Origin of the sequence: Cryobacterium sp. TMB1-7 (assembly GCF_004402435.1) — a bacterium.
GTDB classification, from domain to species: domain Bacteria; phylum Actinomycetota; class Actinomycetes; order Actinomycetales; family Microbacteriaceae; genus Cryobacterium; species Cryobacterium zongtaii.
The window spans coordinates 17,456-41,567 of sequence record NZ_SOFZ01000015.1; the positions used below are offsets into that span (position 1 = coordinate 17,456).

Here is a 24,112-nt window from a genome sequence, read left to right on the forward strand (position 1 = left end):
GACGAGCCGGTTGTCGAACCAGACTAGTTGGAGGGCCAGCCGGCTTCGATGCTCGTGAGCACCTCACCCGTCGGGGCTCCATTGATCCAGTTGACCATTCCCTTCCAGAAGGTGCCGGCGCCAACGGAGCCGGGCATCAGGTCGGAGGCGTCAAAGCGGAAAGTGGTTTCCGAGTCCTGAAGGATCTTGATGGCTTCCTGCAGGATCGGGCTCTGCGCGTTGGCCGGGTCGAGACCCGAGTTGGCGCTGATGACCCCGCCGAGGCTGACGCGGCTGTTCGCCCAGTCATCGCTGGAGAGGTACGTCTGCACGGCCTGGGTGTCTGCGTCGTCCGAGAACGCTCCGACAATCTCGCCACCACCGGTGACTGCCTGGCTGCCGGCCTCCTGGGCCGGGGTGATGAAGGCCCACACGTCACCGTCGGGACCGACCTCGCCGCCGGCATCCGTGATGAAGCCGTCGAAGAAGGAGGCCTGGTGGTGCAGGGCGCAGGTGCCCTCGGCGAGCGGCGTGGCTACGTCACCGAACGCGATGCTGTTGATCGAGCTCACATCGCCGAAGGTGGCGTTGACGTAGGACGGGTTCAGCAGGATCTCGCCGACGGAGTCGAATGCGGATGCAATCGCCGGGTCCGTGAACGGAATCTCGTTGGCAACCCACTTGTCGTAGGTCTCAGCGCCGGCCTCACGCAGAACGAGGTCCTCGACCCAGTCCGTGCCCGGCCAACCGGTTGCGTCACCAGAGCCGAATCCGGCGCACCACGGGGCGCTGCCGGTCTTCTCCTGGATGGTCTTCGTCACGGCGAGGAGCTCGTCCCAGGTCTCGGGAACTTCGACACCCCACTCGGTGAACTTGGCCGGGGAATACCAGACGAAGCCCTTGACGCTGGCCATCAGCGGAGCGCCGTAGAACGTGTCGCCGACGGTGCCGTATGCCTTCCAGTCGGACGACCAGAACTCGTCGACGTTGTCTTCAACGGACGAGGGGGCCGGCTTGAGGAAGTCGCGACTGGCGAGGTCGGCCATCAGGCCGGGCTGCGGGAAGATCGCGAGGTCTGGAGCGCTGCCGCCCTGAGCACGGATGGCGATCTGAGCTTCGAATTCCTTCGACGCCTCGTACTGGATGTCGATGTCGTTCTCTTCTTCCCAAGCCTTCCAGGACTCTTCGAGAAGCTCGGCCTCGGTGTCAGCGATGGTGCCGTAGACGGTGACGACACCGTCACCCTCGGCTCCGGCTTCGGCGCTCGTGCTGCCGGGACCACCGGAACAGCCGGCCAATGTCAGCCCGGCAATCGCGACCATGGCGATGGGTGCTGTGATTCGGCGGTGGAATGACCGCATTCTTCCTCCTCGTTGAGTGGTTGCGGTGCGCCGGGATCCCCCGGACAAACACCAAGGTGCTGCAGGAACTGCTCGTCGTGCTGGAAACGGTTGCACAAGGAACCGGTTCCACACCACAAAGTACGGCACGGATTCGTTCGACACAAGCCCAATATGGTTACAGATTGACAAAGATCGCGCTCTCATGCCAACGACGCTTCAAACCGGTCACACTTCGGTGTCGAATTTCTGGAACCGATTCCAGCCCGGCCGCCGAGGAGATATGGTGGCCAGAGCGGTTCCAACGACGGGGAGGCTGGCATGAGCGCGATCGCGGATGTAGCACGCATGGCCGGCGTCGCCAAGGCCACGGCCTCCCGGGCGCTCAGCGGCCGGGGCTACGTGTCGGACGAAACGCGTCAGAAGGTGGTCGACGCCGCCGCCCTGATCGGCTACGTCGCCTCGCCCAATGCGGCCAGCCTGGTGACCGGCCGGACCAAGAGCATCGGCGTGATCATTCCCTTCATCAGCCGCTGGTTTTTCTCCGAGATCCTGGAGAGCCTCGAGCAGTCCCTGCTCGCCGAGGGCTACGACATGACGCTCTACAACCTCCCCGCACATTCGGCCGAACGGGAGCGGGTCTTCGATTTCTTCCTCGCCCGCAAGCGGTTCGACGGTGTCATCTCCGTGGGCGTCGAGCTCAGCGATGCCGAGGTGGAGCTCCTGCACCGGCTGGGCCGTCCTCTGGTGGGCATCGGCGGTGAGATCCCCGGTGTGCATACCATCGCGATCGACGACATCGCGGCCGCGCGCCTGGCCACCGAACACCTGATCAGCCTCGGGCACACCGACATCCGTCATGTCGGCGGTGATCAGGTGGACCAGATGGACTTTGCCGTGCACACCAAACGGCTCACCGGTTTCAACTCGGCCATGCACGCCGCCGGCCTGTCCAGGGATGGCCGCTTCGCCCCCTGCGCCTTCACGGTTCCCGGGGGGTACGAGACCGGCCTGGCGTTGTTCGGTAATCCGCACCGGCGGCCGACGGCGGTCTTCGCGGCGAGCGACGAGATCGCGTTCGGCCTCATTGTCGCGGCCAGGGAGCTCGGCATCCTGATCCCGTCCGAGCTCTCGGTGATCGGCATCGACGGCCATCCGTATGCCGAGATGTTCCGGCTCACCACCATCGAACAGCACCCGCGCAACCAGGCCAGGATGGCCGTTGAGTCCCTTCTGGGTGCGCTCGAGCAGCCGTCGGCGCCGGTCACACCCGGGCTCACCAGGGCGCCGACCAACCTGGTCATGCGCTCCAGCACCAGCGCACCCCGGTGACCCGGTGACCCGGCTCCGCAACTGTTGCCCGTGCGCAACAGTTGGGGTGGTCGCCCCAGACCGTCAGCGGCGCGGGTTAGCCTCGAGGGGATGATTTCCGACCCTTCAGACGACGCCAGCGCCGGCACGGACCGGGATGCCACCCCCCGGGCATCCACCCGGTACGCACCCCGGCGCCCGTTCGACCTGGCGGCCACCATGGCCCCGCACAGTCGCGGTCGCGGCGACCCCACCGCCCGCGCCGATGCCGCCGGGCTCTGGCGCACCCAACGCACCCCGCTCGGACCGGCGACCCTGCTGCTTCGGCAGGCCGCCGACGGCGGCGTCGACGCCAAGGCCTGGGGACCGGGCGCCGAGTGGTGCATCGCCCAGGTACCCGCCCTGCTGGGCGACGGCGACGACTGGACCGGACTCGACCTCGGCGGCCACGGTGTTCTTGCCGAGGTCCGCCGCCGTAACCCCGGCGTCTGGCTGGGCAGCTCCGGGCTGGTCTTCGAGGCGCTGATCCCGGCAATCATCGAGCAGAAGGTCACCACTCTCGAGGCCCACCGTGCCTGGTACCGGCTCATCCGCCAGCACGGCGAGGCGGCCCCGGGCCCCGCACCAGCGGGGATGATGGTCTCCCCCGGACCGGAACGCTGGCGCCTGGTGCCGTCGTGGGACTGGCACCGGGCCGGCGTCGATCCGCGCCGCTCACGCACGGCCGTTTCTGTTGCGGCCGTGGCGGCATCCCTCGACCGGCCCATCGACGCCGTCACGGCCTCACGACGGCTGCAGTCCCTGCCCGGCGTCGGCCGCTGGACCGCCGCGGAGGTGACCCAGCGCTCGCACGGTGACCCCGATTCGGTGAGCGTGGGCGACTACCATCTGGCCGCACAGGTGGGCTGGGCCCTGACCGGATCCCCCGTCGACGACGACGGCATGCTCGAACTGCTCGATCCCTTCGCGGGACACCGCCAGCGTGTGGTGCGCCTCATCCTGGGCAGCGGCTACCGCGCCCCGCGCCGCGGCCCGCGCATGACCATCCAGGACCACCGCTCGCACTAACCGGGCCGGCCGCACACGCTGAATGGGCGGTCACCGGGGCTCGGAGGCCGGGCGGGGCGGCGCCGCCATCCGGTCCGGCGGCGCTACGCGGTGCGGTGCGGCCATCCGCTCGCCGACCTCCACCCTGTCGCGCAGGATGGCGACGGCGCGTTCGAGGGTGCCGACATCGTCGATGGGCAAGTCGGCGAAGTAGGGCAGCAGGGCGGCGACCAGCTCGGTCCGCCAGGCGATCAGAGCCGCGACACCCGCCGGGGTGCTGGCGATGAGGCTGGCCCTGGCATCGTCGGGGTCGCCGGCGCGTTCGACCCAGCCTCGGTCGACGAGGCTGCCCACCAGCTTGGTGGCGGTGGGCTGCGAGACCCGGCTGCGCTCGGCCAGGTCGCCCAGGCGGATCGGGCCGCTGGAGAGCAGCACGCTGAGGGTGCGCCACAGAGCGGGCGATTCCGTGCCGCGCGCTGCGCGGGCCGCGACGCGGGTGAGCCGGTGGTTGACGGACACGAGGTCCCCGAGGATGTCAGGAAGTGCTGCGGGCATCCCCCCACCATATACAGGCCGAATCGCCCGCGACCCGTGAGGAAAGCCCCAGAAACTCGAGAGTTTTGGTGCTTTTCTCACGGTTCGCGGGTTAACGGCAGCGGGCGCCGCATCCAATGGATGCGACGCCCGTGCGAGCAACTAACCCCTTGCGGGGCGAGATTACTTGAGGGTGACGGTGGCGCCAGCGGCCTCGAGAGAAGCCTTTGCCTTCTCGGCAGCTTCCTTCGCAACGCCCTCGAGGACGGCCTTCGGCGCGCCATCGACAACGGCCTTGGCCTCGCCGAGGCCCAGGCTGGTGAGCTCGCGCACAACCTTGATGACCTGGATCTTCTTGTCGCCAACGGCGTCGAGGATGACGTCGAACGCGCTCTGCTCTTCGACCTCTTCGGCAGCGGCGGCGGGGCCAGCGGCTCCGGCGACGGCGACGGGTGCAGCCGCGGTGACCTCGAAGGTCTCCTCGAATGCCTTGACGAACTCGGAGAGCTCGATGAGGGTGAGGCCCTTGAACTGCTCGAGCAGCTCTTCAGTGGAAAGCTTTGCCATGATTTTTCTCCTATTAGTTTCTTAGTTACTCACCGCGGTACAGGCAGATGCCTAGTTCGCGGACTCCTGCTTTTCACGCAGCGCTTCGATGGTGCGAACAGCCTTCGACAGCGGTGCGTTGAACAGATATGCGGCTCCGAACAGCGAGGCCTTGAAGGCGCCGGCAAGCTTGCCGAGCAGAACTTCACGGGACTCGAGGTCGGCGAGCTTGCCTACCTCTGCGGCGGTCAGGGGGTTACCGTCGAAGTAACCGCCCTTGACAACCAGGAGAGGGTTTGCCTTGGTAAAGGCACGCAGCTTCTTCGCGACGGCGACAGGGTCACCGTGTACGAAAGCGATAGCGGACGGACCAACGAGCTCCTCGTCGAAAGACGTGATGCCGGCGTTGTTGGCCGCGATCTTGGTGAGCGTGTTCTTTACCACGGCGTACGTGGCGTCCTCACTGATGGACGTGCGCAGCTCCTTGAGCTTCGCAACAGTGAGTCCGCGGTACTCGGTGAGCAGAACGGCGGTCGAGCTCTGGAATTTCTCCTGCAGCTCGGCGACCGTTGCTTCCTTGTTCGCCATGGCGCTCCTCTAAATATTCATGTGCCGGTAGCCCGGGGCGCAGACATGAAAAAAGCTCCAGCGCAAGCGCCGGAGCTGAGGCCAGTTTGACTGGCTAACTTCGAACACCTGCGCGGGCCGTTCACGTGAATGAACCTTCGATCGCTTTTCCATTTCTGGGCAGCGACAACCGGCGGTCTTTGGCTGTTCCCCACCATACGGGATCCCCCTGGCGGTGCGCAAATCGGGCCAACGCCCACCCGGCTTCGCAAACTAGTTGACAAAGGTCCACTATGTATTTATAGTTGACATCTGTCAATTATCTAGCTGGAGATTCATGTCACGCCGTTCTCGCACCACCACTCCCCCGAACCGGGCCATCACGGCCGACGGTTCCATGACCAAGCGCCAGGTTCTCGAGGCCCTGTCCGGCCTGCTGCTGGGCATGTTCGTGTCGATCCTCGCCGGAACCGTGGTCAGCACCTCGCTGCCGATCATCATCTCCGACCTGAAGGGTGACCAGTCCGCATACACCTGGGTCATCACCGCCACCCTGCTCGCCACCACGGTGTCCACGCCCATCTGGGGCAAGTTCGCCGACCTCTTCAACCGCAAGTTGCTCATCCAGCTGGCCCTGGCCACCTTCGTGATCGGCTCGGCACTGGCCGGCTTCTCGCAGGACACCGGAACCCTCATCGGCTTCCGCGTGCTGCAGGGCCTCGGCGCCGGCGGTCTCGCCGCGCTCAGCCAGATCATCATGGCCGACATCATCAGCCCCCGGGACCGCGGCAAGTACGCCGGCCTGTTCGGCGGCGTCATGGCCCTCGGCACCGTCGGCGGCCCGCTGCTCGGCGGCGTGGTAACGGATGCCTTCGGCTGGCGCTGGAACTTCTTCATCGCCCTGCCCGTCGCCATCGTGGCCATCGTGCTCCTGCAGCGCACCCTGCACCTGCCCCCGCGGGTCAAGCGCGTGGTGAAGATCGACTACCTCGGTGCCGTGCTGATCGCCGGCGGCGTCTCGCTGCTGATGATCTGGGTCACCCTGGCCGGCAACAACTTCGAGTGGGCATCCGTCACCTCCTTCGTCATGGTCGCCGCCGCCGCGCTGCTGCTCATCGCCGCCGTGATCGTCGAGTTCACGGTGCCGGAGCCGATCATCCCGCTGACGCTGTTCAAGAACCGCACCTTCACCCTCGCCACCGTCGCCAGCATCTCGGTGGGCGTGTCGATGTTCGGCACCTCCGTCTTCCTCAGCCAGTACATGCAGCTGGCCCGCGGGGCCACGCCCACCCAGTCCGGCCTGCTCACCATCCCGATGATGGGCGGCCTGCTCATCTCGTCCACGTTGTTCGGCACCCTGATCAGCCGCACCGGCAAGTGGAAGGCCGTCATGGTCTCTGGATCGGTCCTCGTCGTCGCCGGACTCCTGCTGCTCGGCAGCCTGCAGTACGACACCAACCTGATCCTGGTCGGTATCTTCATGTTCGTGCTCGGCGCGGGCCTGGGCATGGTCATGCAGAACCTGGTCCTGGTCGTTCAGAACTCGATCGAGGTCACCAACCTGGGTGTGGCCACCAGCGCTGTCACGTTCTTCCGCAGCCTCGGCGGCACGATCGGTGTCTCGGTTCTCGGCTCGGTGCTCGGCACCGTCGTGGCCCAGAACATCAAGGACGGCATCGGCACCCTCGCGCCGGCCGACCAGGCCATCGCGGTGAAGACGCTGGGCTCCGGCGTCATCCCGCACGTCAACACCCTGCCTGACGCCATCCGCGTCGTCGTCGAGTCGGCCTACGGGACCGGCGTCGGCACGGTCTTCCTGCTCGGTGTGCCGCTTGCCGTGATCACCCTGGTGATGGTCGCGCTGATGCCCAACGCGTCGCTCGGTACCCAGACCGCCATCGCCCTGACCAAGGCCCAGGCGACGAAGAAGGCACCCGAAAACCTCGAGGACAACGACCTGCGCGAACTCGAAGACGCCGAGGACATGCTGATCGAAGTGGGCGCTGCCGCCGCCGGCCTCACCCCGGTGGGCCTGGCCCACCCGACCGGCTCGATCCGCGTGCAGCCCGGCACCGACCCGTCGGAAAACCCGAGCACCGGTCGCTAGTGTGATGGTCATGACCGACCACGGCGAGCTTCCCCCGGTCCCCGAGCCCGGCGTCACGGCCGCCCTGTCCCCCGACACCGCGACCGAGGCCGCCGAGGCCTTGGCCGACGTCGAGGAGCAGATGATGCAATTGGCGGCCTATGTGCGCGGCGCCCTGCGCGATTCGGCCCTGCGCATCGACCCGGCGCTGCAACCGTTCGGCCTCAAGATCCTGCGCACCCTGCGACGCTGCGGACCCACGCACGCCAGCGCGCTGGCCGAGTTGCTCGAGGTGGACCGCAGTGTGATCAGCCGTCAGGCCCGGCTGCTCGAGGACCTCGGCCTGCTCGAGCTGGCCGCGGACCCGGCCGACGGGCGCGCCAGGTTCCTCGCGGCAACCCCGTTGGCGATGGAGAAGATGGCGGCCGTGCCGGGAGGCGACAAGAGCCTGCTGCACGGCCGGCTGACCGCGTGGCCCGAAGCCGACCTGCAGCAGTTCGCCCTGCTGCTGAAACGGCTGAACTCCCCCGACGGCGCACGGTAGGTCAGGCCAGGGGCAGCGCCACGCGGAAGCTGGTGCGCCCCGGCCGACTGTCCACCGTGACTTCGCCGTCGTGGGCCAGAACCACGGCCTGCACGATGGCCAAGCCGAGACCGGTACTGCCGCCGGTGCCGCGGAACCTGGAGCTGTCGCCGCGGGCGAACCTCTCGAACAGGGTCTCCTGCAGGTTCTCCGGGATGCCGGGACCGTCGTCGGTCACGGTGACCACGGCGTCTGGCCCCTCGACGCTGAGCGCCACCTGCACCCGGGTGCCCGCGTCGGTGTGCACGCGGGCGTTGGCCAGCAGGTTGGCGAAAACCTGGTGCAGGCGCGGACCGTCGCCGGCCACCAGCACGGGCTCTTCGGGCAGGTCGAGGTCCCAGCGGTGGTCCCGGCCGGCCGCATGGGCGTCGCTGACCACGTCGACGAGCAGCATGGTGAGGTCCACGGGTTCCCGTTCCAGCTCGCGACCCTCGTCCAGGCGGGCGAGCAGCAGCAGGTCTTCGACGAGACCGGTCATCCGCACCGACTCCGACTCGATGCGCCCGAGAGCGTGGATGGCGTCGGGCGGCAGTTCCTGGCCGCTGCGCCGGGTGAGCTCGGAGTAACCGCGGATCGACGCGAGCGGGGTGCGCAGTTCGTGGCTGGCATCCGCCACGAACTGGCGCACCTTGTTCTCGCTGGCCTGCCGGGTTTCCAGTGCGATATCGACGTGGTCGAGCATCCGGTTGAGCGCTGAGCCCACCCGGCCGACCTCGGTGCGGGGGTCGGTGTCTGCGGCCGGAACCCTGTCGACGAGCAGCACCTCGCCGCGGTCCAGCGGCAGTTCGGAGACCCGGGTGGCCGTGGCCGTCACCCGTTGCAGCGGACGCAGGGCCAGACGCACGATCGCGGTCGCGAGGAATGCCACCAGCACAATGCCGGCCAGCGACACGATCGCGATGATGAGCGCCAGCTGGGTGGCCGTTCCGGTCACGCTGGCGACCGGCAGGCCCACCAGGTACAGGGCACCGGAGCGCGCCGTTTCGGCCAGTACCCGGTACTCGCCGACGTCGCCGCCGAGGTTCACGCTGAACGGAACGGACGTGCCGCCCTTCTGCACGGCGGTATCGAGTTCGGTGATGAGCTGGGTGACCTGGTCGCTACTCAGCGCCACGACGGCACCGGTGTCATCGGTGTAGCCGGCTGTGACGGTCGTGCCGTCGTAGACCAGCGCGAGGGTGCCAGGGGGTTGGGAGGGCCCATTCAGAACATCACTGGCCGTGGGCGTGGCGAGGGTGAAGTCGCCGTTCGGCCGGCGGTCGAAGAAGACGCTGGAGCGTTCCGCGGCGCCCTTGACCTGCTGGTCGAGGCCGTCCATCAGGTTGGCGCTGAGGATGGCCACGCTCACCACCCCGATGACCAGGCTGACAAGGGCAAGCAGTCCCACCACGGCCACAACCAGTCGGCGGCGCAGGGTCCAGGGCGCCCGGCCGCTGCGGGTCGGGATGATGGGGGTGTCGCCGACGGGTGCTCCGGGTTTCATCAGGCGATCTTCAGCATGTAACCGGCGCCGCGCACGGTATGGATCATCGGTTCGCGACCGGCGTCCACCTTCTTGCGCAAATAGGAAATGTAGATCTCCACCACCGACGACTTGCCGCCGAAGTCGTAACTCCAGACCCTGTCGAGGATCTGGGCCTTGCTGAGCACCCGGCGCGGGTTGCGCATCAGGAAACGCAGCAGTTCGAACTCGGTCGCGGTCAGCTCGATCTGTTCGCCCGCGCGGAACACCTCGTAGCTGTCCTCGTCGAGGGTGAGGTCGCCCACCGTGATGCGGGGATCGCTGGAGTCGGAGACGGCCATCGTGGAGCGCCGGATGAGGCCGCGGAGCCTGGCGACGACCTCTTCCAGGCTGAACGGCTTGGTGACGTAGTCGTCGCCGCCGGCGGTGAGACCGGCGATGCGGTCGTCGAGCGAGTCCTTGGCGGTGAGAAAGAGCACCGGCGTTTGATAGCCATCCGCCCGCAGCCGCTGGAGCACCTGCAGACCATCGATGTCGGGCAGCATGATGTCGAGCACGATGGCGTCCGGCCGGAACTCCCGCGCCAGGGTGAGCGCGGCCCGGCCCTCCCCGGCCGTGCGCACCTCCCAGCCCTCGTAGCGGAGGGCCATCGAGAGCAGGTCGGTGAGGGTGGGTTCGTCGTCGACGACGAGCACCCGGATCGGGGAGCCGTCGGCCTTGCGAAGGCGTGGTCCGTGGGCCGGCTGCTCGTTGGTTCGGGTGCTCATGCTCCGAAGTATCCCCGCCTTTCCTATGAACCGGCTATGCGCCGCCCACGACGATCCTGAGAGAGCGGGACCCTGCGGACTCCTGGGCTAATTCATAGGCAGGCCATAGTGCAGCCATAACCGGGCTCCTTAGCTTCGAAGGCAACGGCGGGAACCTCCCTGCCGCCGGACTGGAGAATCGATGTTTGTCACGTATCTGCGACGAGAGCTGGCGGGTCGCCGCAAGCAAACCGCCATCGTCGCCATCGGCATGGCCCTCGCCATCGCCCTGGTCATTATCGTCAACGCAGTGTCGAGCGGAGTACAGCTGGCACAGTCCACCGTGCTGGCCTCGGTCTACGGCGTCGGCACCGACATCACCGTCAGCCAGACCCCGGCCGCGCCCACCGAGGGCGAAGCAGGCGCCGGCGGGCCGGCGAACTTCGACTTCGGCGCGGATGCCGGCGCCACCGCCGACGGGACCACCACCGTCAGCCAGTCCAGGCTCTCCGTCGACCGGGGCACCACCGCGTTCGACGCCACGGCGCTGGACACCGTCGGCGGCATCGACAACGTCTCCGCCGCCGCCGCGACCCTGTCGCTGAGCAACACCACCTTCGACGGCGCCCTGCCCGATTTCTCCGCCGGGACACCGCAGACCGGGGACGACGCGGCCGGCGGAACCCCGCCCAGCGGTGGACCCGACGGTGCCGGCGGCAGCTCCTTCAGCGTCGATTCCTTCACAGTGCTGGGCCTGGACCCGGCCGCTGAGGCCGTCGGGCCCCTCTCGGCCGTGAGCCTCACGGACGGACGCAGCCTGGAGACCACCGACGCCGGCACCAATGTCGCCGTCCTCGACGCCGACTACGCCACCACCGCCGAACTCGTCGTGGGCGACACCGTCGCCATCGCCGACACCGACTTCACCGTGGTCGGCCTGGTCACGGCCTCCTCGGCGGATGCCGCCACGGCCTCCAACGTCTACATCCCGCTCGACGTCGCCCAGACCCTGTCCGGCCTGACCGATCAGGTCACCGACATCTACGTGCAGGCCGCGTCCTCCACCGACATCGAGCAGATCCAGGCCGACGTCGAGACCGCCCTGCCGGAGGCCACGGTGCAGACCCAGTCCGACCTCGCCTCGAGCGTGTCAGGGTCGCTCTCCAGCGCCGCCGACCTGGTGAAGAACCTCGGCCTTTGGCTGTCGCTCATCGTGCTCGCGGCGGCGTTCCTGATCGCCATCCTGTTCACGATCTCCGGCGTCACCCGGCGCACTCGGGAGTTCGGCACCCTCAAGGCGATCGGCTGGTCGAACGGCCGGATCGTGCGCCAGGTGGCCGGTGAATCCCTGGTTCAGGGCCTGATCGGCGGCGTCGTCGGCATCGCGGTCGGCCTGGCCGGCATCCTGGTGATCAACCTCGCGGCCCCCACGCTCACCGCGGGCGCGGCCACCGCCGACCCGGCATCCGCCATGGGCGGCCCCGGCGGCAGTGCCGGCGGATTCGGTCAGGCCATGGTGGAAGCGACCACCTCCGACATCGTTCTGCAGGTGCCGGTGACCCTGTCGGTCATCCTCATCGCCGTCGGCCTCGCCGTGCTCGGCGGTCTGCTCGCCGGCGCGATCGGCGGCTGGCGCGCCTCGCGCCTGAGCCCCTCCGAGGCACTGCGCAGCATCGCGTGACCCCCTCCGTCGAATTCATCACCAGAAGTGAGCTCCCATGTATGAACTGACCAATGTCACCAAGAAATACGACCAGGGCAAGCGCTCGGTCACGGCCCTGAACAAGGTCACCCTGTCCATTCCGGATGGACAGATGGTCGCCATCCAAGGGCCGACCGGCGGCGGAAAGTCCACGCTGCTGCAAATACTGGGCGCCCTCGACCGGCCCACCGAGGGCACCATCGAGTTGGGCAGTGCGGATCTGTCCAAGCTCGGCCAGGGGCCGTTGGGGCAAATCCGGGCGCGCGAGATCGGCTTCGTGTTCCAGGGGTTCAACCTGATCCCCACCCTGACCGCGCAGGAGAACGTGGAGACCGCGCTGGCGCCGCTCGGGGTTCCCACGGCGGAGCGCATCTCGCGGGCCGCGGCGGCGCTCGACTCCGTCGGGCTCGGCGAGCGCGGCAGCCACCTGCCCGCGGAGCTCTCCGGCGGCCAGCAGCAGCGCGTCGCGATCGCCCGCGCCCTGGTCAAGGAGCCCACGGTGCTGCTGGCCGATGAGCCCACCGGGAACCTCGACGAGCAGACCCGTGACGAGATCATGGACTTGCTCGAGGGCCTGTGGCGGGCGAAGGGGCTGACCCTGATCGTGGTCACCCACGATTCGGCTGTCGCGAAGCGTGCGCAGAGGCGCCTCTTGATCAAGCAGGGTGTGGTCAAGGACCTCGGCTGAGGTCCGTGCCGAGCGATCGCGCTGAGTCGGCGGATGCCATCTGGAATCCGCCGGCTCGGCGTCAGGCCGGTGGGACCACCGTCGGGCGCCCGTCGACCCAGTCAAGCTGCAGAACGCTCATCCCCCGGTAGACGTAGGCCGGATCCCAGGAGTGCAACACGATCTGGTCACCACCGGGCTGGTCCGGGCCCGGGGAGACCACGTCCTGACCGCCAGGGCCGAGATAGCGGTCGCCGGAACTCTCCGTACTGAAGAGCGGTTCGGCACCGTTCGTGTAGGGCCCCTGGAGTGTCGGCGCCGTGGCGAAACCCATGGCGTAACTGTCATCGGCGTAACTGTTCGCCGAGTAGAAGAGCACGTACTCGTCGTCATGACGGATCAGGATCGGGGCCTCCACCACGGTGCCGTGCCACTCCTCCGACTGCTTGATGAGCCTGGTCGGTTCGCCGGTCAGTGTGCGGCCGTCGGGCGAGAGCGGTGACAGCTGCAGCCAGGTATCCAGGGAGCAACAGTTGCCGTCGTTCTTCCAGAGCAGCCATCTGCTCCCGTCCGCATCGACGAATGCGCCGGCGTCGATCGCGCCTCCCTCGCCGGTCGGGCAGATCAACGGCAGCGTCGATGTTGCCACGAACGGGCCGGTAGCCGATGCGGCGCTGGCGACGCCGATGCACTGCAGGCCTGAGGCCCTGTCGGCGGCGGTGAAGTAGAGCAGGAAGGTGCCATCCGGACCAGAGGTCACCTCCGGCGCCCAGGTCCTCCCGGTGTCGGCCCAGTCCGGGAGGTCAGGCAGAACGTCGCCATCCTGCACCTCCCACGACTGGAGATCGGTGGAGGTGGCGAATTGGACATTTGCGGTGAGCGAATTGGTGGCGTACGCGTAGTAGGTGTCACCGACCAGCAGCACATCCGGGTCGGGAAAATCCTGGTCTATCGCGAAGGCTGCCGGCACGTCGGTTGCGGCGGCATCCAGAGACCCGGCCGGCCCACAACCGCCGAGGAACGCCACCGCCGCACACACGAGGACAGAGGCGCCGGCCCGCCGCAGACTCACCCCTTCACGCCCGAGCTGGCGACACTTTCAACGATTTGCTTCTGGGCCAGCGAGAACAGCACAAGCACCGGGACCGAAGCGATGACCGCGCCGGCCATGACGATACTGAAGTGGGTGGAATAGGCGCCCTGCAATTGGGACAGGCCGGGCTGCAGGGTGAGGTTCTCCGGGCTCAGCAGAACGTAGATGGGCCACAGGAAGTCATTCCAGTTGCCGAGAAAGGTCAGAATTGCCAGCGTCGACAACGCGGGCTTGGCCAGCGGCAGCACGATCTGGAGGAAGATCCTGATATCCCCGGCCCCGTCGATACGCGCGGCTTCCTCGATCTCGGTCGGCAGCCCGACGAAGAACTGGCGCAGGAAGAAGATGCCGAAGGCACCCGCCGCGCCGGGGACGGAGACAGCCCACAGGGTGTCGAGCCAACCGAGGTTCTGCACGATCAGGTAATTGGGAATGAGGAAGATCACCGGCGGCACCAGGAGGGTGCCGATGATGAGCCCGAAGATGAACTTCTTTCCCGTGAATTCCAGCCGCGCGAGCGCGTAGGCGCCCATCGAGGCGGTCACCAGCACGATCACGGTCTGCAGCGTGGCCGCGACGAGGCTATTGAGCAGCCAGCGGAAGATCGGCTGTTGGCCGCTGGCCAGAGTCCCGTACGCGTCGACTGAAAACGGGTTCGGAAGGATTGAATACGGATTCGAGATGACATCGGTGTCGGTCTTGAATGAGGTGATCACGATCCAGACGAGGGGCAGGATGATCGTGAGGGCGACGACGATCAGCGCGGCGTAGAGGGCACCACGCCGAAGGCGTGCGGGTCCCGACACCCGTCGCGGAGTGAGAGTAGTCATCGATGATCCTTAGGGTTTGTCCCGCTGAAGGCGGAAGTTGATCACGCTGATGATCGCCAGGAAGGCGAAGAGCACGTAGCTCATGGCCGCCGCCGCCGCCATGTTGTTCTGCGAGAGCCCCTGGTCCGAGATGTACATGATCGCCGTGCGGGTCTGGTTGGCCGGCCCGCCCTTGGTGAGCAGGTAGGACTGCCCGAACATGTTCGCGGACGCCAGGATCGTGGTGGTGCTGACGAAGAGCATCACCGGCCGCAGTCCAGGCAGGGTGACGTTCCAGAACTTGCGGATCGCCCCCGCCCCGTCGAGCGCGGCCGCTTCGTAGAGGTCGGTGTTGATGCCCTTGAGACCGGCGAGCAGGATGACGGCGTTGAACCCCAGAGTCCACCAGACGGTCACGCCCACCAGCGAGACCCACGCCCACGGCACGTCGACGGTCCAGGGGATGTCGGAGGGGAGACCGATCAGGCCGAGGAGGTGGTTGATCATGCCCGACTGCGTGTCGAGCATGTACTTCCAGATCACTCCGATCACCGCGACACCCAGAACGAACGGTGCGAAGAAGATCGCCCGGAACACGGTTCCGCCGGCAATTTTCTGGTTGAGCAGCAGCGCCACACCGAGGGGGATCACGAGCAGGAAGGGAACGCTCGCCACCGTGAAGATCCCGGTGGCACCCAGGCTCTGCCAGAAATCGCCGAAGAAGACCGAACCCGGCGTGACGAGATCGATGTAATTCTGCAGCCCGATGAACGACTGCTCGGTCTTATAGGGGCTCCAGTCGGTGACGCTGATCCAGACTCCGAAGACCGCGGGACCGACCACGAAGGTAGCGAAGAGAACGAGGAACGGAGCCAGGAAGGCATAGGCCGTCCAGGTTCGCCTGCGGGTCCCCGACCCCCCGGCGCTCGCGCGCCGAGGGGCAGGGGTCGGGGTCGCCACGGCGGTCGGGGGGAGGGGCGCCAGACTAGTCACCGTACTTCGCCTCGTTCTGCTTCAGGATCGCGTCGGCCTGCTTGGCCGCGTCGTCGAGAGCATCCGCGGGTGATTTCTTGCCGGTCAGCGCCTCGTTGAGCGCGGTGGTGATGAGCGCGTTCGCGGCGGTGATGCCCGGCGCACTGGTCTCGTAGTGCGCGTAGGGAAGCTCATCGATGAAGGTCGCGAGGTTGGGGTACGCCTCGATCAGGGCGGGGTCGTTACGAACGTCATTTGCTGCGGGCAGCTCACCGGTTTCGGCCCAACCGCTGGAGTTCTCGTTCATCCACTTGACGAAGGTCGCTGCCGCGGAGGTCTTGTTGGCGTCCTGGCCCTTGTTGTTCAGGAACATCCAGTGGGTCGAGCTCGACCAGACGGCCTTCTCGGTTCCGATCTGGGGAACCGGTGCCGCTGTCCAGTCCAGCGCGTCGAACGCCTCATTGGTCGTTTGCCAGACGCCATTCCAGTTGTAAGCGGTCTGCCCGGAGAGCAGGCCCTTGATGTTGCCGTCCTGGGCCACATTCGCGGGGCTGTAGCCCTGGTCGATCAGGTCGGTCATGTGAGTGAGGGCCTGCACGCCGGCCTCGGAGTTGAAGGTCGCCTTGGTCACATCGTCGTTGTACAGGTCGCCACCGAACTGCCAGAGCAGGGACTGGAACTCGAAGGTGCCGGTGAAGACGTAGCCGTCGACCCACTCGCCCTGGATGCCTGCTGCCTTGAGTGTCTCGAGTGCGGCCATGTAGCCGTCCTTGTCGGCGGGTACCGTCGCGGGGTCGATTCCGGCGGATTTCAGGACATCGTTGTTGACGTAGAGGCCAAGCGGCGTCACGCTCCAGGGAATCCCGTACTGACTGCCGGAGTATGCGCCGGCGTCCATCAGGCCCTCGGGGAAGTCATCGGCGGAGTAGCCGAGATCGTCGATGATGGCGTCGGCCTCAAGGAGGAGGCCCTGCGCCGCGTAGGTGGCGACATCGTCACCGTGGGCGACGGCCACGTCGGGGCCCTTGCCCGCCTTGATGGCCAGCGGCATCTTCTTCGAGATGTCCCCCCACTCCATGGGAACGTTCTTGACCACGATGTTCGGGTGCTCAGAGTTGAACTCTTCGACGAGTTTCGGTACGAGAACGGGGGCGGCGCCGCCCGTCCACCCATTCCAGAAGCTGATCGTCACGTCGGGACCGGTGTAGTCCGCGCCGGACACGGCTCCACCACCGGCGCTCGTGCCTCCAGTGCTGCAACCGGCGAGGGCAACCCCCATTCCAACCGCCAAGGTTGCGGCAATCGCGCGACGCGCGAATCCTTCCTTCATGGTGCTCTCCTTTGAGTAGTCGCCGACTCGCGGCGATGAATGAGTCGGATCAGGTGCCCGGCCGGTGCCGGACCGGGTGATGTGTTCATTCCGGCACGGCTTCAGAAAGCGGATGATGCGACGGGATAAATTTACAGCGCTAGAAAGTCATCCGTCAAGCTTCCTTCGCATCACGAAGCAGACGGGCACGAAGGCTAGAGTCATGGATGAAACCCTCACGCGCCCCCGCAGCGCCGACCCAAGGAGCAGCAATGGCCGGAGTGCGACTCCAGGACGTCGCCGTTCACGCCGGCGTGTCGATGAAGACAGTGTCGAACGTCGTGCACGACCATCCCCACGTTTCCGCGGCGATGCGGGAGCGGGTTCAACGCGCCATCGATGATCTGGGCTACCGGCCGAACGCCCTCGGCCGACGCCTGGCCACGGGACGCACGGGCCTCATCGCACTCGCGTTCGCCGATGTGCGCCTGGCCTACTTCTCCGAGCTGGCGAGTCTGGTCTCAGCGGCAGCCGCCTCGACGGGCGCCGGCTACCGACTGCTCCTCGAGGAGACATCCGGCACCATCGCCGGCGAGCGGGCCGTCCTCTCGTCGAGTGAGGCCGGCCTCGTCGACGGCATGCTCTTCCAACCCTCGATGATGACGTCCACCGAAGTGGCCCAGCGCCGCAGCGACATACCCATGGTGCTGCTGGGCGAGGGCGCGGCGCCGATCGGTGTCGACCACGTAATGATCGACAACGTCGCCGCCGCCAACCGGGCCACGCGCCACCTCAGCGCCCTCGGACGGACCCGAATTGCCTTCGTGGGTCACGAGGAGAGCGGCCAATCCGCTACGTCCACGCAGCGACTCATCGGATACCAGCAGGGGATCGAGGAATCGGGGCTGGTCCTGGATATGTCCCTGCTCATCCCCACCCGGGCCATCGCTCCAGCCGAGGCCGCCCGTGCCGTCGGAGCAGCCCTGGATCGCGGTCTGCGATTTGACGGCCTGGTGTGCCGGGACGACCTCGCAGCGATCGGCGCCTTGCGCGCTCTCCAGGAACGCGGCATCCGGATTCCCGACGACGTGGCCGTCGTGGGCTGGGACGACATCTCCTTCGCAGCCGTCACCTTCCCGAGCCTCACCACGATCGCCCCGGACATGCCCGCGCTGGCCCGCGTCGCCCTCGAAATGCTGGAAGAGCGCATCATGGGCTACACCGGCCTGGGGCGCCATCGCCTGGTGGATTTCGACCTCGTCATTCGGGAAAGCGCGCCAGCAGTACCCCACGGTTGAACCGACCGGGCCGGCTGCGACGGCATCAATTCAATTTGCGGATTTACAGCGCTGCAAATTCAGTGCATGATGGAGGACATGAGTAGCACCGTCGATCTCGCGCCCGCCGTCTTTCGCGCCAGCCAGCAGGACGGGCGCTACCCGCGCCCCCAGCTCGTCCGCCCCGCTTGGACCGAACTGTCCGGGGACTGGGGCTTCGCCTTCGACGACGCCGACATCGGTTTGGCAGCCCGTTGGTTCGCCGACGCGCGATTCGATCGAACCATTCAGGTTCCGTTCCCCTTCGAGTCCGCCGCCTCGGGCATTCACGACACCGGGTTCCACCCGGTGGCCTGGTATTCGCGGTCCTTCGACGACAACGATCTGGCGCGGGCCGGCTTCTTCACGGGCCAGCGTCTGCACGTGCACTTCGGCGCGGTCGACTATCGCGCCAGCGTTTGGGTCGACGGAACGTTTCTCGGTCAGCACGAGGGTGGGCACACCCCCTTCTCCTTCGACATCACCGACGCGGTCGTGGCCGGTGTGGCCGAACACTCCATAGTGGTCAGGGCTGAGGATGATCCCCTCGACGTGACTCAGCCGCGCGGCAAACAGGATTGGCGCGTCGAACCGCACTCAATCTGGTATCACCGCACCAGCGGCATCTGGCAGCCGGTCTGGCTCGAGTCCACGAACCCCTTGGCCGTCACTCTCGTGCACTGGATACCGGACCTGCCGAATGCGACGGTTCGTGTTCGGATCGATGTCAGTCGACGGCCCACGGCCGGCACGACGGTGTCCTTCAGCCTGAGTGTCGACGGTGATCCCCTGACCCAGGCGACGGTAGCCGTCACCGCGACGACCCAGGTCTTCACCATCGCGCTCCCGGCTCAGGTGAACGGTCAAGCCTACGAAGAGCTGCTGTGGACCCCAGAGTCGCCACGGCTGATTGATGCCACTTTGACGGTACGCACCGGTTCCTCAACGAACACGCAGGGGACGGCTGTGGATGTCGTACATTCCTATTTCGGCCTTCGCTCGGCGGCGATCGCTCGCGGCCGGTTCCTTCTGAACGACCGGCCCTACTATGTGAGGTCTGTTCTGCAACAGGGATACTGGCCCCAGTCGCATCTCGCCAGCCCCTCGCCGGAGGCCCTGCGCCGGGACGTCGAGCTCATCAAGGAACTCGGTTTCAACGCGACTCGTGTGCACCAGAAGATCGAGGACCCCCGTTTCCTCTATTGGACGGACCGGCTCGGCCTCCTCGTCTGGGGCGAGACCCCCGGCGCCTTCGAATTCGGCGCCACGGCCGTGCGGCGGATGTTGGCGGAGTGGACCGAAGTCGTGGAACGGGACCTCTCGCATCCCTCTCTCGTGACGTGGGTGCCGCTGAACGAGAGCTGGGGCGTGCAGCACATCGCCCATGACCCCGCGCAGCAGAACTACGCGCGGGCACTCGTCGCGCTCACCCGCACACTGGATCCGTCCCGCCCGGTGATCTCCAACGACGGTTGGGAGCACATCGACTCCGACATCCTCTCGGTGCACGACTATGAATCGATCGGCGACACCCTCCGCGAGCGTTACAGTGACGACGACGCAAAACGCAGGCTTCTCAGCGACCTCGGGCCCGCGGGGCGCCGTCTCCTTCTCGCCGGCCAGGAGATCGGTGAGCGGCCCGTCATGCTCACCGAATTCGGCGGCATCTCCTTCGCCACCCACTATGCGGACAGTGACGCCTGGGGCTACTCGAGCGCCCAGACCGCGGACGATTTCCTCGAGCGTCTGGACGCCGTCGTGGCGGCAATCCACTCCAGTTCGTTCCTGGCCGGGTTCTGCTACACCCAACTGACCGACACCCTCCAGGAAACCAACGGACTGCTCGACGACAACCGCAGGCCCAAGGTGCCCATGCACCTGCTTCGCGCCATCATCACGCAGACCGCACCCGACGGGCCCCCGCTCGGTTAGCGGGCCGCCTGGCCGCAGGTGCTCGAGAGTACGACAGAACGCCTCGGACGATTCCTCGTCCGGGGCGTTCTCGGGGGTTGTGCCGGGTTATGCGCGGCGGAACCGGCGGGCCAGCAGCAGGCCGGCGCCAAGGAGCATCGCGAGGACGCTCGCCGCAACGGCCGGAACGCTCCAGGTCGAGACGCCGATTTCGGCAAGCTCACGCGTCGACGCCGCGGGGGTGGGCGCCGGCGCCGTTACGGCTGCCGGCGTGACGGCAGTCGCCGTCGGGGTGGGCGTGGCGTTCACCGGCGGCACGATCGGTGCGGGCGTCTCGCTCACCGAAGGCACGATCGGCGTGGGCGTCGGCGGCACTGAGGGCGTCGGGGTCGGGCAGGCGACAGTCGTGTCGGCGAAGGTGCGGTCATACCCGTCGTGCGTGCCGAGAACCACCGAATAGGTGTGCGACGTCTGGCCGTCCAGTGCGATCGTCGAGGCATAGGTCTTGCCGAACTTCACCGGCGCCGAGGCGACGCCGTCGATGGTGACGGTGACCGTGTTCGGCGTGGCGTCGGCCGCAACGGCCGGTTTGCCGCCGCTGGCCGGCTTCGCGGCGATCACGTTGTAGCTCTCGAATTTCATCGACAGCGACGTGCAGTCAGTGGTCACGGCCGGAGTGTGGGCGAACGCCGGCACGGCAGTCAGTCCGAGTCGGCTTGGGATTTCCAACCCATCATCCGTTCCTTCGGGCATCGGCCCGGCCGCACAAATCCGGCCTCTGCGTGCGGCAGAATGGGCAGGTGCCCCATGACTTGCTCGCCCTGTTCGACCTGGGCGAGGAGACCGGCGACATGCTCGCAGCGCCGGCGCCGGCCGCGCCCGCCGCACGGCCCGTGAGCGCCCATTTACTGCGCATCGTCGCCGACTCCACCGACAGGGTCGCCTGGCTGCGCGCTCGCAGCCAGGGCATCACCGCCACGGATGTCGCCAAGCTCGCCACCGAGAAATCCGTGCACAACGCGGCGAGGGAGAAGATCAACGGCAGCGGCTTCGGCGGTAACCCGTACACCGACCACGGTCGGGCCCGGGAACCCGAGATCGCGGCGTGGGTGCTGGCGAACTACGGTATCGAACCGAGCACCAACCTTTTCCACGCCGCGGGTCAACCCCGCCACCTGGCCACTCCCGACGGCCTGGGCCTGGCGGGCAACGGGGTCTTCGAACTCGCCGAGATCAAGACCACAAGCAAGCCCTGGCGCAGCATCCCCCGCTCCTACCTGCGGCAGATCTGGTGGCAGCAGTACGTGCTCGGTGCCGACCGCACCCTGCTGGTGTGGGAGGAGCACGATAATTTCGTGCCTCGCAACGCTGTGCCGGAGTGCCGCTGGATCGACCGGGACGACGACCAGATCAGGATCCTGGTGGGTTTTGCCGACCAGCTGATCGATTTGCTCAACCACCAGCGCGAGCGCGAGCGTGCCGCCGCCCCGCCACCCTACGACTACGGCCGCTGAGCCGGCCGGGAAGACGCCAGGATAGTGGCGCAGAATAGGCACATGCCCTTTTCCCCGGTTATGCCCACCTCCATGCGCGCCCTGGTCATCGACCGCACGGGCGGCCCCGACGAACTACACGTGGCCGAGCTGCCACTGCCCATCGCGGTAGGCGACGAGCTCCTCGTGCGCGTGGTGGCCGCGGGCATCAACCCCATCGACGCGAAGACCAGGGCCGGGTCCGGCGCCGCAGCCGCAATCGGCGGTTACCCCACGGTGCTCGGCAACGACTTCAGCGGGGTCGTCGTGCGCGCCCCCTACGACACGTTTGAGTTGCAGCCCGGCGACGCCGTGTACGGCATGGCCCGGCCGCCGCGGATCGAGGGCAGCTACGCCGAATACCTCGTGGTGTCGAGCCTGTCCGTCGCCCGCAAGCCCGCCGCGGTGAGCCATGTCGAGGCCGCCGGCATCCCGTTGGCCGCGATGACCGCCTGGGGCATGGTGAACCTCGCCGAGGCCGGGCCCGGCCAGCGGATACTCATCCACGCCGGCAGCGGCGGCGTCGGCCACTTCGCCGTGCAGTTCGCCAGGCACCTGGGCGCCCACGTCATCGCGACGGGCTCCACGGCCTCGATCGAGTTCCTGCAGCGCCTCGGCGCGCACGAGGTGATCGACTACAGCACCACCCGATTCGAGGAGAACCTCACGAACCTCGACAGTGTCATCGACCTGATCGGCAATGTGCACGATGACACCGGCACCCGCTCGCTCGCGGTGCTGCGACCGGACGGCCTGCTCGTGAACGCCCCCACCGGCAGCTGGCCCACCATGCAGGCCGACGCCGCCGCCGCGGGCGTGCGCGCCACCGGCTACAAGGTCGCCGCCGACGCCCGGGTGCTCGACACCATCACTGCACTGATCGACAACGGCAGCGTGCGGGTGAACATCGACTCGGTCTTCGATCTCGAGGACGGCGCCGCCGCACACCGGGCCATCGAGGGCGGCCACACCCGCGGCAAGATCGTGTTGCGGGTCTCCGACGTCGACGAGAGTGCCGCGTGACCGGCGCAGGCGGTTCCGCGGCCCACACAGCCCCGGCCCATCCCGACGGGCCTTCGCTGGTCTGGTTGCGTGATGACCTGCGGCTGGGTGACAACCCAGCCCTCACCGCCGCGGTCGACCGCGGTCGGCCGCTCACGCTGGTCTATCTTCTCGACGAGGTATCCCCCGGCATCCGCCCGCTCGGCGGCGCCGCCCGCTGGTGGCTGCACCAGAGCCTGGTGTCCCTGGCCGCCGACACGGCGGCCCTCGGCGGCCGCCTGGTGCTGCGCCGCGGTGCCGCGGCGACCGTGATCGCCGAGCTCGTCGATGAGCTCGGCGCCGGCGCGGTGTTCTGGAACCGGCGGTACGGCGTCGCCGAGCGCGACCTGGACACCCAGATCAAGGCGAGCCTCACCGAGGCCGGCGTCGTGGCGCACAGCTTCGCCGGCTCCCTGCTCTTCGAACCGTGGACCATCCGCACCGGCGGCGGCACCCCGTACACGGTATTCACCCCGTTCTGGCGGGCCTGCACCGCCGGCCCACCGCCACGGACGCCCTACCCCGCACCGGCATCACTCGATCTGCCCGGCGACACCGACGCAGCCAGCCCAGCGCGCAGCGCCCCCGCCACCCTGCCCTCCGACGACCTCGACTCGTGGGAGCTGGAGCCGCGCCACCCGGACTGGGCCGACGGGCTGCGCGAGGCCTGGACCCCCGGCGAAGGCGCCGCGCAGCAGCTGCTCGCAGCCTTCCTCGACGACGCCCTGCCGCGGTACGGCACCGAACGCGACCTGCCGGCGCAACAGGCCACCTCGAGGCTCTCGCCGTACCTGCGCTGGGGCGAGATCAGTCCGCACCAGATCTGGCACGCCACCGACGTCGCCCGGCGGGGCCTCACCGGCGCAGCCGCCAGCAGCGCGACCCGGTTCCTCACCGAGGTCGGCTGGCGTGAGTTCGCGTACCACGTGCTCTTCCACGCACCCGATCTGGCCACGGCCAACCTGCGCCCCGGCTTCGACGCCTTCCCCTGGCCGCCGCTGGACGAGCGCGCCCTACAGGCCTGGCGGCAGGGCCGCACCGGCTTCCGGTTGGTGGATGCCGGCATGCGTGAGCTGTGGCGCACCGGCAGCATGCACAACCGGGTGCGCATGGTCACGGCGTCGTTCCTGATCAAGAACCTGCTCATCGACTGGCGGTTGGGCGAGCAGTGGTTCTGGGACACCCTCGTCGACGCCGACCCGGCCAGCAACCCGTTCGGCTGGCAGTGGGTGGCCGGGTCGGGGGCGGATGCCGCGCCGTACTTCCGGGTGTTCAACCCCGAACTGCAGGCGGCGAAGTTCGATCCCGCCAACGAGTACGTGCGACAGAACGTGCCCGAGTGGGGCACCGGGGCCTACCCGCAGCCCATCGTCGACCTCGGCGAAACCCGCCGGGCCGCCCTGGCCGCCTACGAGCAGGTCAAGAACTCGCGACCTGTGAGTTAACCCCCGGAATCTCGAGGCAAAGTCAAGCGGTCTAAGCAACGCCGGTGGTTTGTGCTGCTGTGAGCAGCTGGGCTAGCCGGTTGGCTGGGGTTTCGAGGCCGAGGGTGGGTCGGG

Annotated in this window: 22 protein-coding genes; 11 read left to right on the forward strand and 11 right to left on the reverse strand. The window is 67.5% G+C overall.

The genetic code is table 11. The features are described 5' to 3' along the window. Nucleotides 1-23 precede the first annotated feature (23 nt). Nucleotides 24-1,340, reverse strand: a complete 1,317-nt coding sequence (locus tag E3O60_RS05270) for an ABC transporter substrate-binding protein (protein WP_088455044.1) — start codon at nucleotides 1,338-1,340, stop codon at nucleotides 24-26. A 300-nt stretch (nucleotides 1,341-1,640) separates the two neighbouring features. On the opposite strand from E3O60_RS05270, the gene E3O60_RS05275 reads away from it, so the two are divergent. Next, a complete protein-coding gene (locus E3O60_RS05275) occupies nucleotides 1,641-2,651 on the forward strand; it encodes a LacI family DNA-binding transcriptional regulator (RefSeq protein WP_088455043.1) in 1,011 nt (336 codons plus the stop codon). A 90-nt stretch (nucleotides 2,652-2,741) separates the two neighbouring features. Next, nucleotides 2,742-3,698 (forward strand): DNA-3-methyladenine glycosylase, encoded by a 957-nt coding sequence (locus E3O60_RS05280; protein ID WP_134497333.1) that lies wholly within the window; start codon nucleotides 2,742-2,744, stop codon nucleotides 3,696-3,698. 30 nt (nucleotides 3,699-3,728) lie between these two features. Here the strand turns inward: E3O60_RS05280 and E3O60_RS05285 are convergent, their stop codons facing one another. From E3O60_RS05285 to rplJ, 3 genes are all read right to left on the reverse strand, one after another. Continuing rightward, the gene (locus E3O60_RS05285) at nucleotides 3,729-4,232 is read right to left on the reverse strand and encodes a MarR family winged helix-turn-helix transcriptional regulator (RefSeq protein WP_134497335.1); all 504 of its coding nucleotides are present in this window, start codon (nucleotides 4,230-4,232) and stop codon (nucleotides 3,729-3,731) included. Between the two features lie 162 nt (nucleotides 4,233-4,394). Beyond that, on the reverse strand, nucleotides 4,395-4,778 hold the full coding sequence (gene rplL, locus E3O60_RS05290; protein ID WP_066592329.1) for a 50S ribosomal protein L7/L12: 384 nt from the start codon (nucleotides 4,776-4,778) through the stop codon (nucleotides 4,395-4,397). Between the two features lie 51 nt (nucleotides 4,779-4,829). After that, nucleotides 4,830-5,345, reverse strand: a complete 516-nt coding sequence (gene rplJ, locus E3O60_RS05295; protein WP_088455040.1) for a 50S ribosomal protein L10 — start codon at nucleotides 5,343-5,345, stop codon at nucleotides 4,830-4,832. A gap of 316 nt (nucleotides 5,346-5,661) precedes the next feature. On the opposite strand from rplJ, the gene E3O60_RS05300 reads away from it, so the two are divergent. Together E3O60_RS05300 and E3O60_RS05305 are read left to right on the forward strand one after the other, a co-directional pair. Next, on the forward strand, nucleotides 5,662-7,431 hold the full coding sequence (locus E3O60_RS05300; RefSeq protein WP_370028213.1) for an MDR family MFS transporter: 1,770 nt from the start codon (nucleotides 5,662-5,664) through the stop codon (nucleotides 7,429-7,431). Nucleotides 7,432-7,441: 10 nt separating this feature from the next. Beyond that, nucleotides 7,442-7,954 (forward strand): MarR family winged helix-turn-helix transcriptional regulator, encoded by a 513-nt coding sequence (locus E3O60_RS05305; RefSeq protein ID WP_240632342.1) that lies wholly within the window; start codon nucleotides 7,442-7,444, stop codon nucleotides 7,952-7,954. Between the two features lies 1 nt (nucleotide 7,955). Here E3O60_RS05305 and E3O60_RS05310 read toward each other — a convergent pair whose 3' ends face one another. Further along, entirely contained in the window at nucleotides 7,956-9,476 is a 1,521-nt protein-coding gene (locus tag E3O60_RS05310) for a cell wall metabolism sensor histidine kinase WalK (protein ID WP_134497337.1), read from the reverse strand. After that, nucleotides 9,476-10,222 (reverse strand): response regulator transcription factor, encoded by a 747-nt coding sequence (locus tag E3O60_RS05315; RefSeq protein ID WP_088455038.1) that lies wholly within the window; start codon nucleotides 10,220-10,222, stop codon nucleotides 9,476-9,478. The genes E3O60_RS05310 and E3O60_RS05315 overlap by 1 nt, the downstream gene beginning before the upstream one ends. 181 nt (nucleotides 10,223-10,403) lie before the next feature. Between E3O60_RS05315 and E3O60_RS05320 the strand changes: the two genes are divergently transcribed. Next, a complete protein-coding gene (locus E3O60_RS05320; RefSeq protein WP_088455037.1) occupies nucleotides 10,404-11,882 on the forward strand; it encodes an ABC transporter permease in 1,479 nt (492 codons plus the stop codon). A gap of 37 nt (nucleotides 11,883-11,919) precedes the next feature. Then, complete coding sequence (locus E3O60_RS05325; RefSeq protein WP_134497339.1) at nucleotides 11,920-12,591, forward strand: ABC transporter ATP-binding protein; 672 nt, start codon at nucleotides 11,920-11,922, stop codon at nucleotides 12,589-12,591. Between the two features lie 61 nt (nucleotides 12,592-12,652). Here E3O60_RS05325 and E3O60_RS05330 read toward each other — a convergent pair whose 3' ends face one another. The 4 genes from E3O60_RS05330 to E3O60_RS05345 all read right to left on the reverse strand — a co-directional run bounded on the left by E3O60_RS05330 (nucleotide 12,653) and on the right by E3O60_RS05345 (nucleotide 16,774). Next, nucleotides 12,653-13,642, reverse strand: coding sequence for a glycoside hydrolase family 43 protein (locus E3O60_RS05330; RefSeq protein WP_134480899.1), 990 nt, complete (start codon nucleotides 13,640-13,642; stop codon nucleotides 12,653-12,655). Beyond that, a complete protein-coding gene (locus E3O60_RS05335) occupies nucleotides 13,639-14,493 on the reverse strand; it encodes a carbohydrate ABC transporter permease (protein ID WP_088455034.1) in 855 nt (284 codons plus the stop codon). Before E3O60_RS05335 ends, E3O60_RS05330 begins: the two co-directional genes overlap by 4 nt. A 9-nt stretch (nucleotides 14,494-14,502) precedes the next feature. Next, complete coding sequence (locus tag E3O60_RS05340; RefSeq protein WP_240632341.1) at nucleotides 14,503-15,315, reverse strand: carbohydrate ABC transporter permease; 813 nt, start codon at nucleotides 15,313-15,315, stop codon at nucleotides 14,503-14,505. 142 nt (nucleotides 15,316-15,457) lie between these two features. Beyond that, complete coding sequence (locus E3O60_RS05345; protein ID WP_088455032.1) at nucleotides 15,458-16,774, reverse strand: ABC transporter substrate-binding protein; 1,317 nt, start codon at nucleotides 16,772-16,774, stop codon at nucleotides 15,458-15,460. Between the two features lie 251 nt (nucleotides 16,775-17,025). Here E3O60_RS05345 and E3O60_RS05350 point away from each other — a divergent pair, with 251 nt between their 5' ends. Both E3O60_RS05350 and E3O60_RS05355 read left to right on the forward strand, forming a co-directional pair. Further along, complete coding sequence (locus E3O60_RS05350) at nucleotides 17,026-18,051, forward strand: LacI family DNA-binding transcriptional regulator (protein ID WP_088455031.1); 1,026 nt, start codon at nucleotides 17,026-17,028, stop codon at nucleotides 18,049-18,051. Between the two features lie 78 nt (nucleotides 18,052-18,129). After that, a complete protein-coding gene (locus tag E3O60_RS05355; RefSeq protein ID WP_134497341.1) occupies nucleotides 18,130-20,001 on the forward strand; it encodes a glycoside hydrolase family 2 protein in 1,872 nt (623 codons plus the stop codon). 87 nt (nucleotides 20,002-20,088) lie between these two features. On the opposite strand, the gene E3O60_RS05360 is transcribed toward E3O60_RS05355, so the two are convergent. Beyond that, a complete protein-coding gene (locus E3O60_RS05360) occupies nucleotides 20,089-20,649 on the reverse strand; it encodes a hypothetical protein (protein ID WP_134497343.1) in 561 nt (186 codons plus the stop codon). A 182-nt stretch (nucleotides 20,650-20,831) separates the two neighbouring features. On the opposite strand from E3O60_RS05360, the gene E3O60_RS05365 reads away from it, so the two are divergent. The 3 genes from E3O60_RS05365 to E3O60_RS05375 are packed head-to-tail and all read left to right on the forward strand — an operon-like array spanning nucleotide 20,832 to nucleotide 23,998. Continuing rightward, nucleotides 20,832-21,494, forward strand: coding sequence for a YqaJ viral recombinase family protein (locus tag E3O60_RS05365; protein ID WP_088457818.1), 663 nt, complete (start codon nucleotides 20,832-20,834; stop codon nucleotides 21,492-21,494). Nucleotides 21,495-21,536: 42 nt separating this feature from the next. Then, entirely contained in the window at nucleotides 21,537-22,535 is a 999-nt protein-coding gene (locus E3O60_RS05370) for an NADP-dependent oxidoreductase (protein WP_241980045.1), read from the forward strand. After that, on the forward strand, nucleotides 22,532-23,998 hold the full coding sequence (locus tag E3O60_RS05375; RefSeq protein ID WP_088455028.1) for a deoxyribodipyrimidine photo-lyase: 1,467 nt from the start codon (nucleotides 22,532-22,534) through the stop codon (nucleotides 23,996-23,998). The genes E3O60_RS05370 and E3O60_RS05375 overlap by 4 nt, the downstream gene beginning before the upstream one ends. Nucleotides 23,999-24,112 lie beyond the last annotated feature (114 nt).

Excerpts from the sequence above, each read along its gene's own strand:
- E3O60_RS05270 (WP_088455044.1), bottom strand. The coding sequence starts at position 1,340 with ATGCGGTCATTCCACCGCCGAATCACAGCACCCATCGCCATGGTCGCG.
- E3O60_RS05275 (WP_088455043.1), top strand. The coding sequence starts at position 1,641 with ATGAGCGCGATCGCGGATGTAGCACGCATGGCCGGCGTCGCCAAGGCC.
- E3O60_RS05280 (WP_134497333.1), top strand. The coding sequence starts at position 2,742 with ATGATTTCCGACCCTTCAGACGACGCCAGCGCCGGCACGGACCGGGAT.
- E3O60_RS05285 (WP_134497335.1), bottom strand. The coding sequence starts at position 4,232 with ATGCCCGCAGCACTTCCTGACATCCTCGGGGACCTCGTGTCCGTCAAC.
- rplL (WP_066592329.1), bottom strand. The coding sequence starts at position 4,778 with ATGGCAAAGCTTTCCACTGAAGAGCTGCTCGAGCAGTTCAAGGGCCTC.
- rplJ (WP_088455040.1), bottom strand. The coding sequence starts at position 5,345 with ATGGCGAACAAGGAAGCAACGGTCGCCGAGCTGCAGGAGAAATTCCAG.
- E3O60_RS05300 (WP_370028213.1), top strand. The coding sequence starts at position 5,662 with ATGTCACGCCGTTCTCGCACCACCACTCCCCCGAACCGGGCCATCACG.
- E3O60_RS05305 (WP_240632342.1), top strand. The coding sequence starts at position 7,442 with ATGACCGACCACGGCGAGCTTCCCCCGGTCCCCGAGCCCGGCGTCACG.
- E3O60_RS05310 (WP_134497337.1), bottom strand. The coding sequence starts at position 9,476 with ATGAAACCCGGAGCACCCGTCGGCGACACCCCCATCATCCCGACCCGC.
- E3O60_RS05315 (WP_088455038.1), bottom strand. The coding sequence starts at position 10,222 with ATGAGCACCCGAACCAACGAGCAGCCGGCCCACGGACCACGCCTTCGC.
- E3O60_RS05320 (WP_088455037.1), top strand. The coding sequence starts at position 10,404 with ATGTTTGTCACGTATCTGCGACGAGAGCTGGCGGGTCGCCGCAAGCAA.
- E3O60_RS05325 (WP_134497339.1), top strand. The coding sequence starts at position 11,920 with ATGTATGAACTGACCAATGTCACCAAGAAATACGACCAGGGCAAGCGC.
- E3O60_RS05335 (WP_088455034.1), bottom strand. The coding sequence starts at position 14,493 with ATGACTACTCTCACTCCGCGACGGGTGTCGGGACCCGCACGCCTTCGG.
- E3O60_RS05345 (WP_088455032.1), bottom strand. The coding sequence starts at position 16,774 with ATGAAGGAAGGATTCGCGCGTCGCGCGATTGCCGCAACCTTGGCGGTT.
- E3O60_RS05350 (WP_088455031.1), top strand. The coding sequence starts at position 17,026 with ATGGCCGGAGTGCGACTCCAGGACGTCGCCGTTCACGCCGGCGTGTCG.
- E3O60_RS05355 (WP_134497341.1), top strand. The coding sequence starts at position 18,130 with ATGAGTAGCACCGTCGATCTCGCGCCCGCCGTCTTTCGCGCCAGCCAG.
- E3O60_RS05365 (WP_088457818.1), top strand. The coding sequence starts at position 20,832 with ATGCTCGCAGCGCCGGCGCCGGCCGCGCCCGCCGCACGGCCCGTGAGC.
- E3O60_RS05370 (WP_241980045.1), top strand. The coding sequence starts at position 21,537 with ATGCCCTTTTCCCCGGTTATGCCCACCTCCATGCGCGCCCTGGTCATC.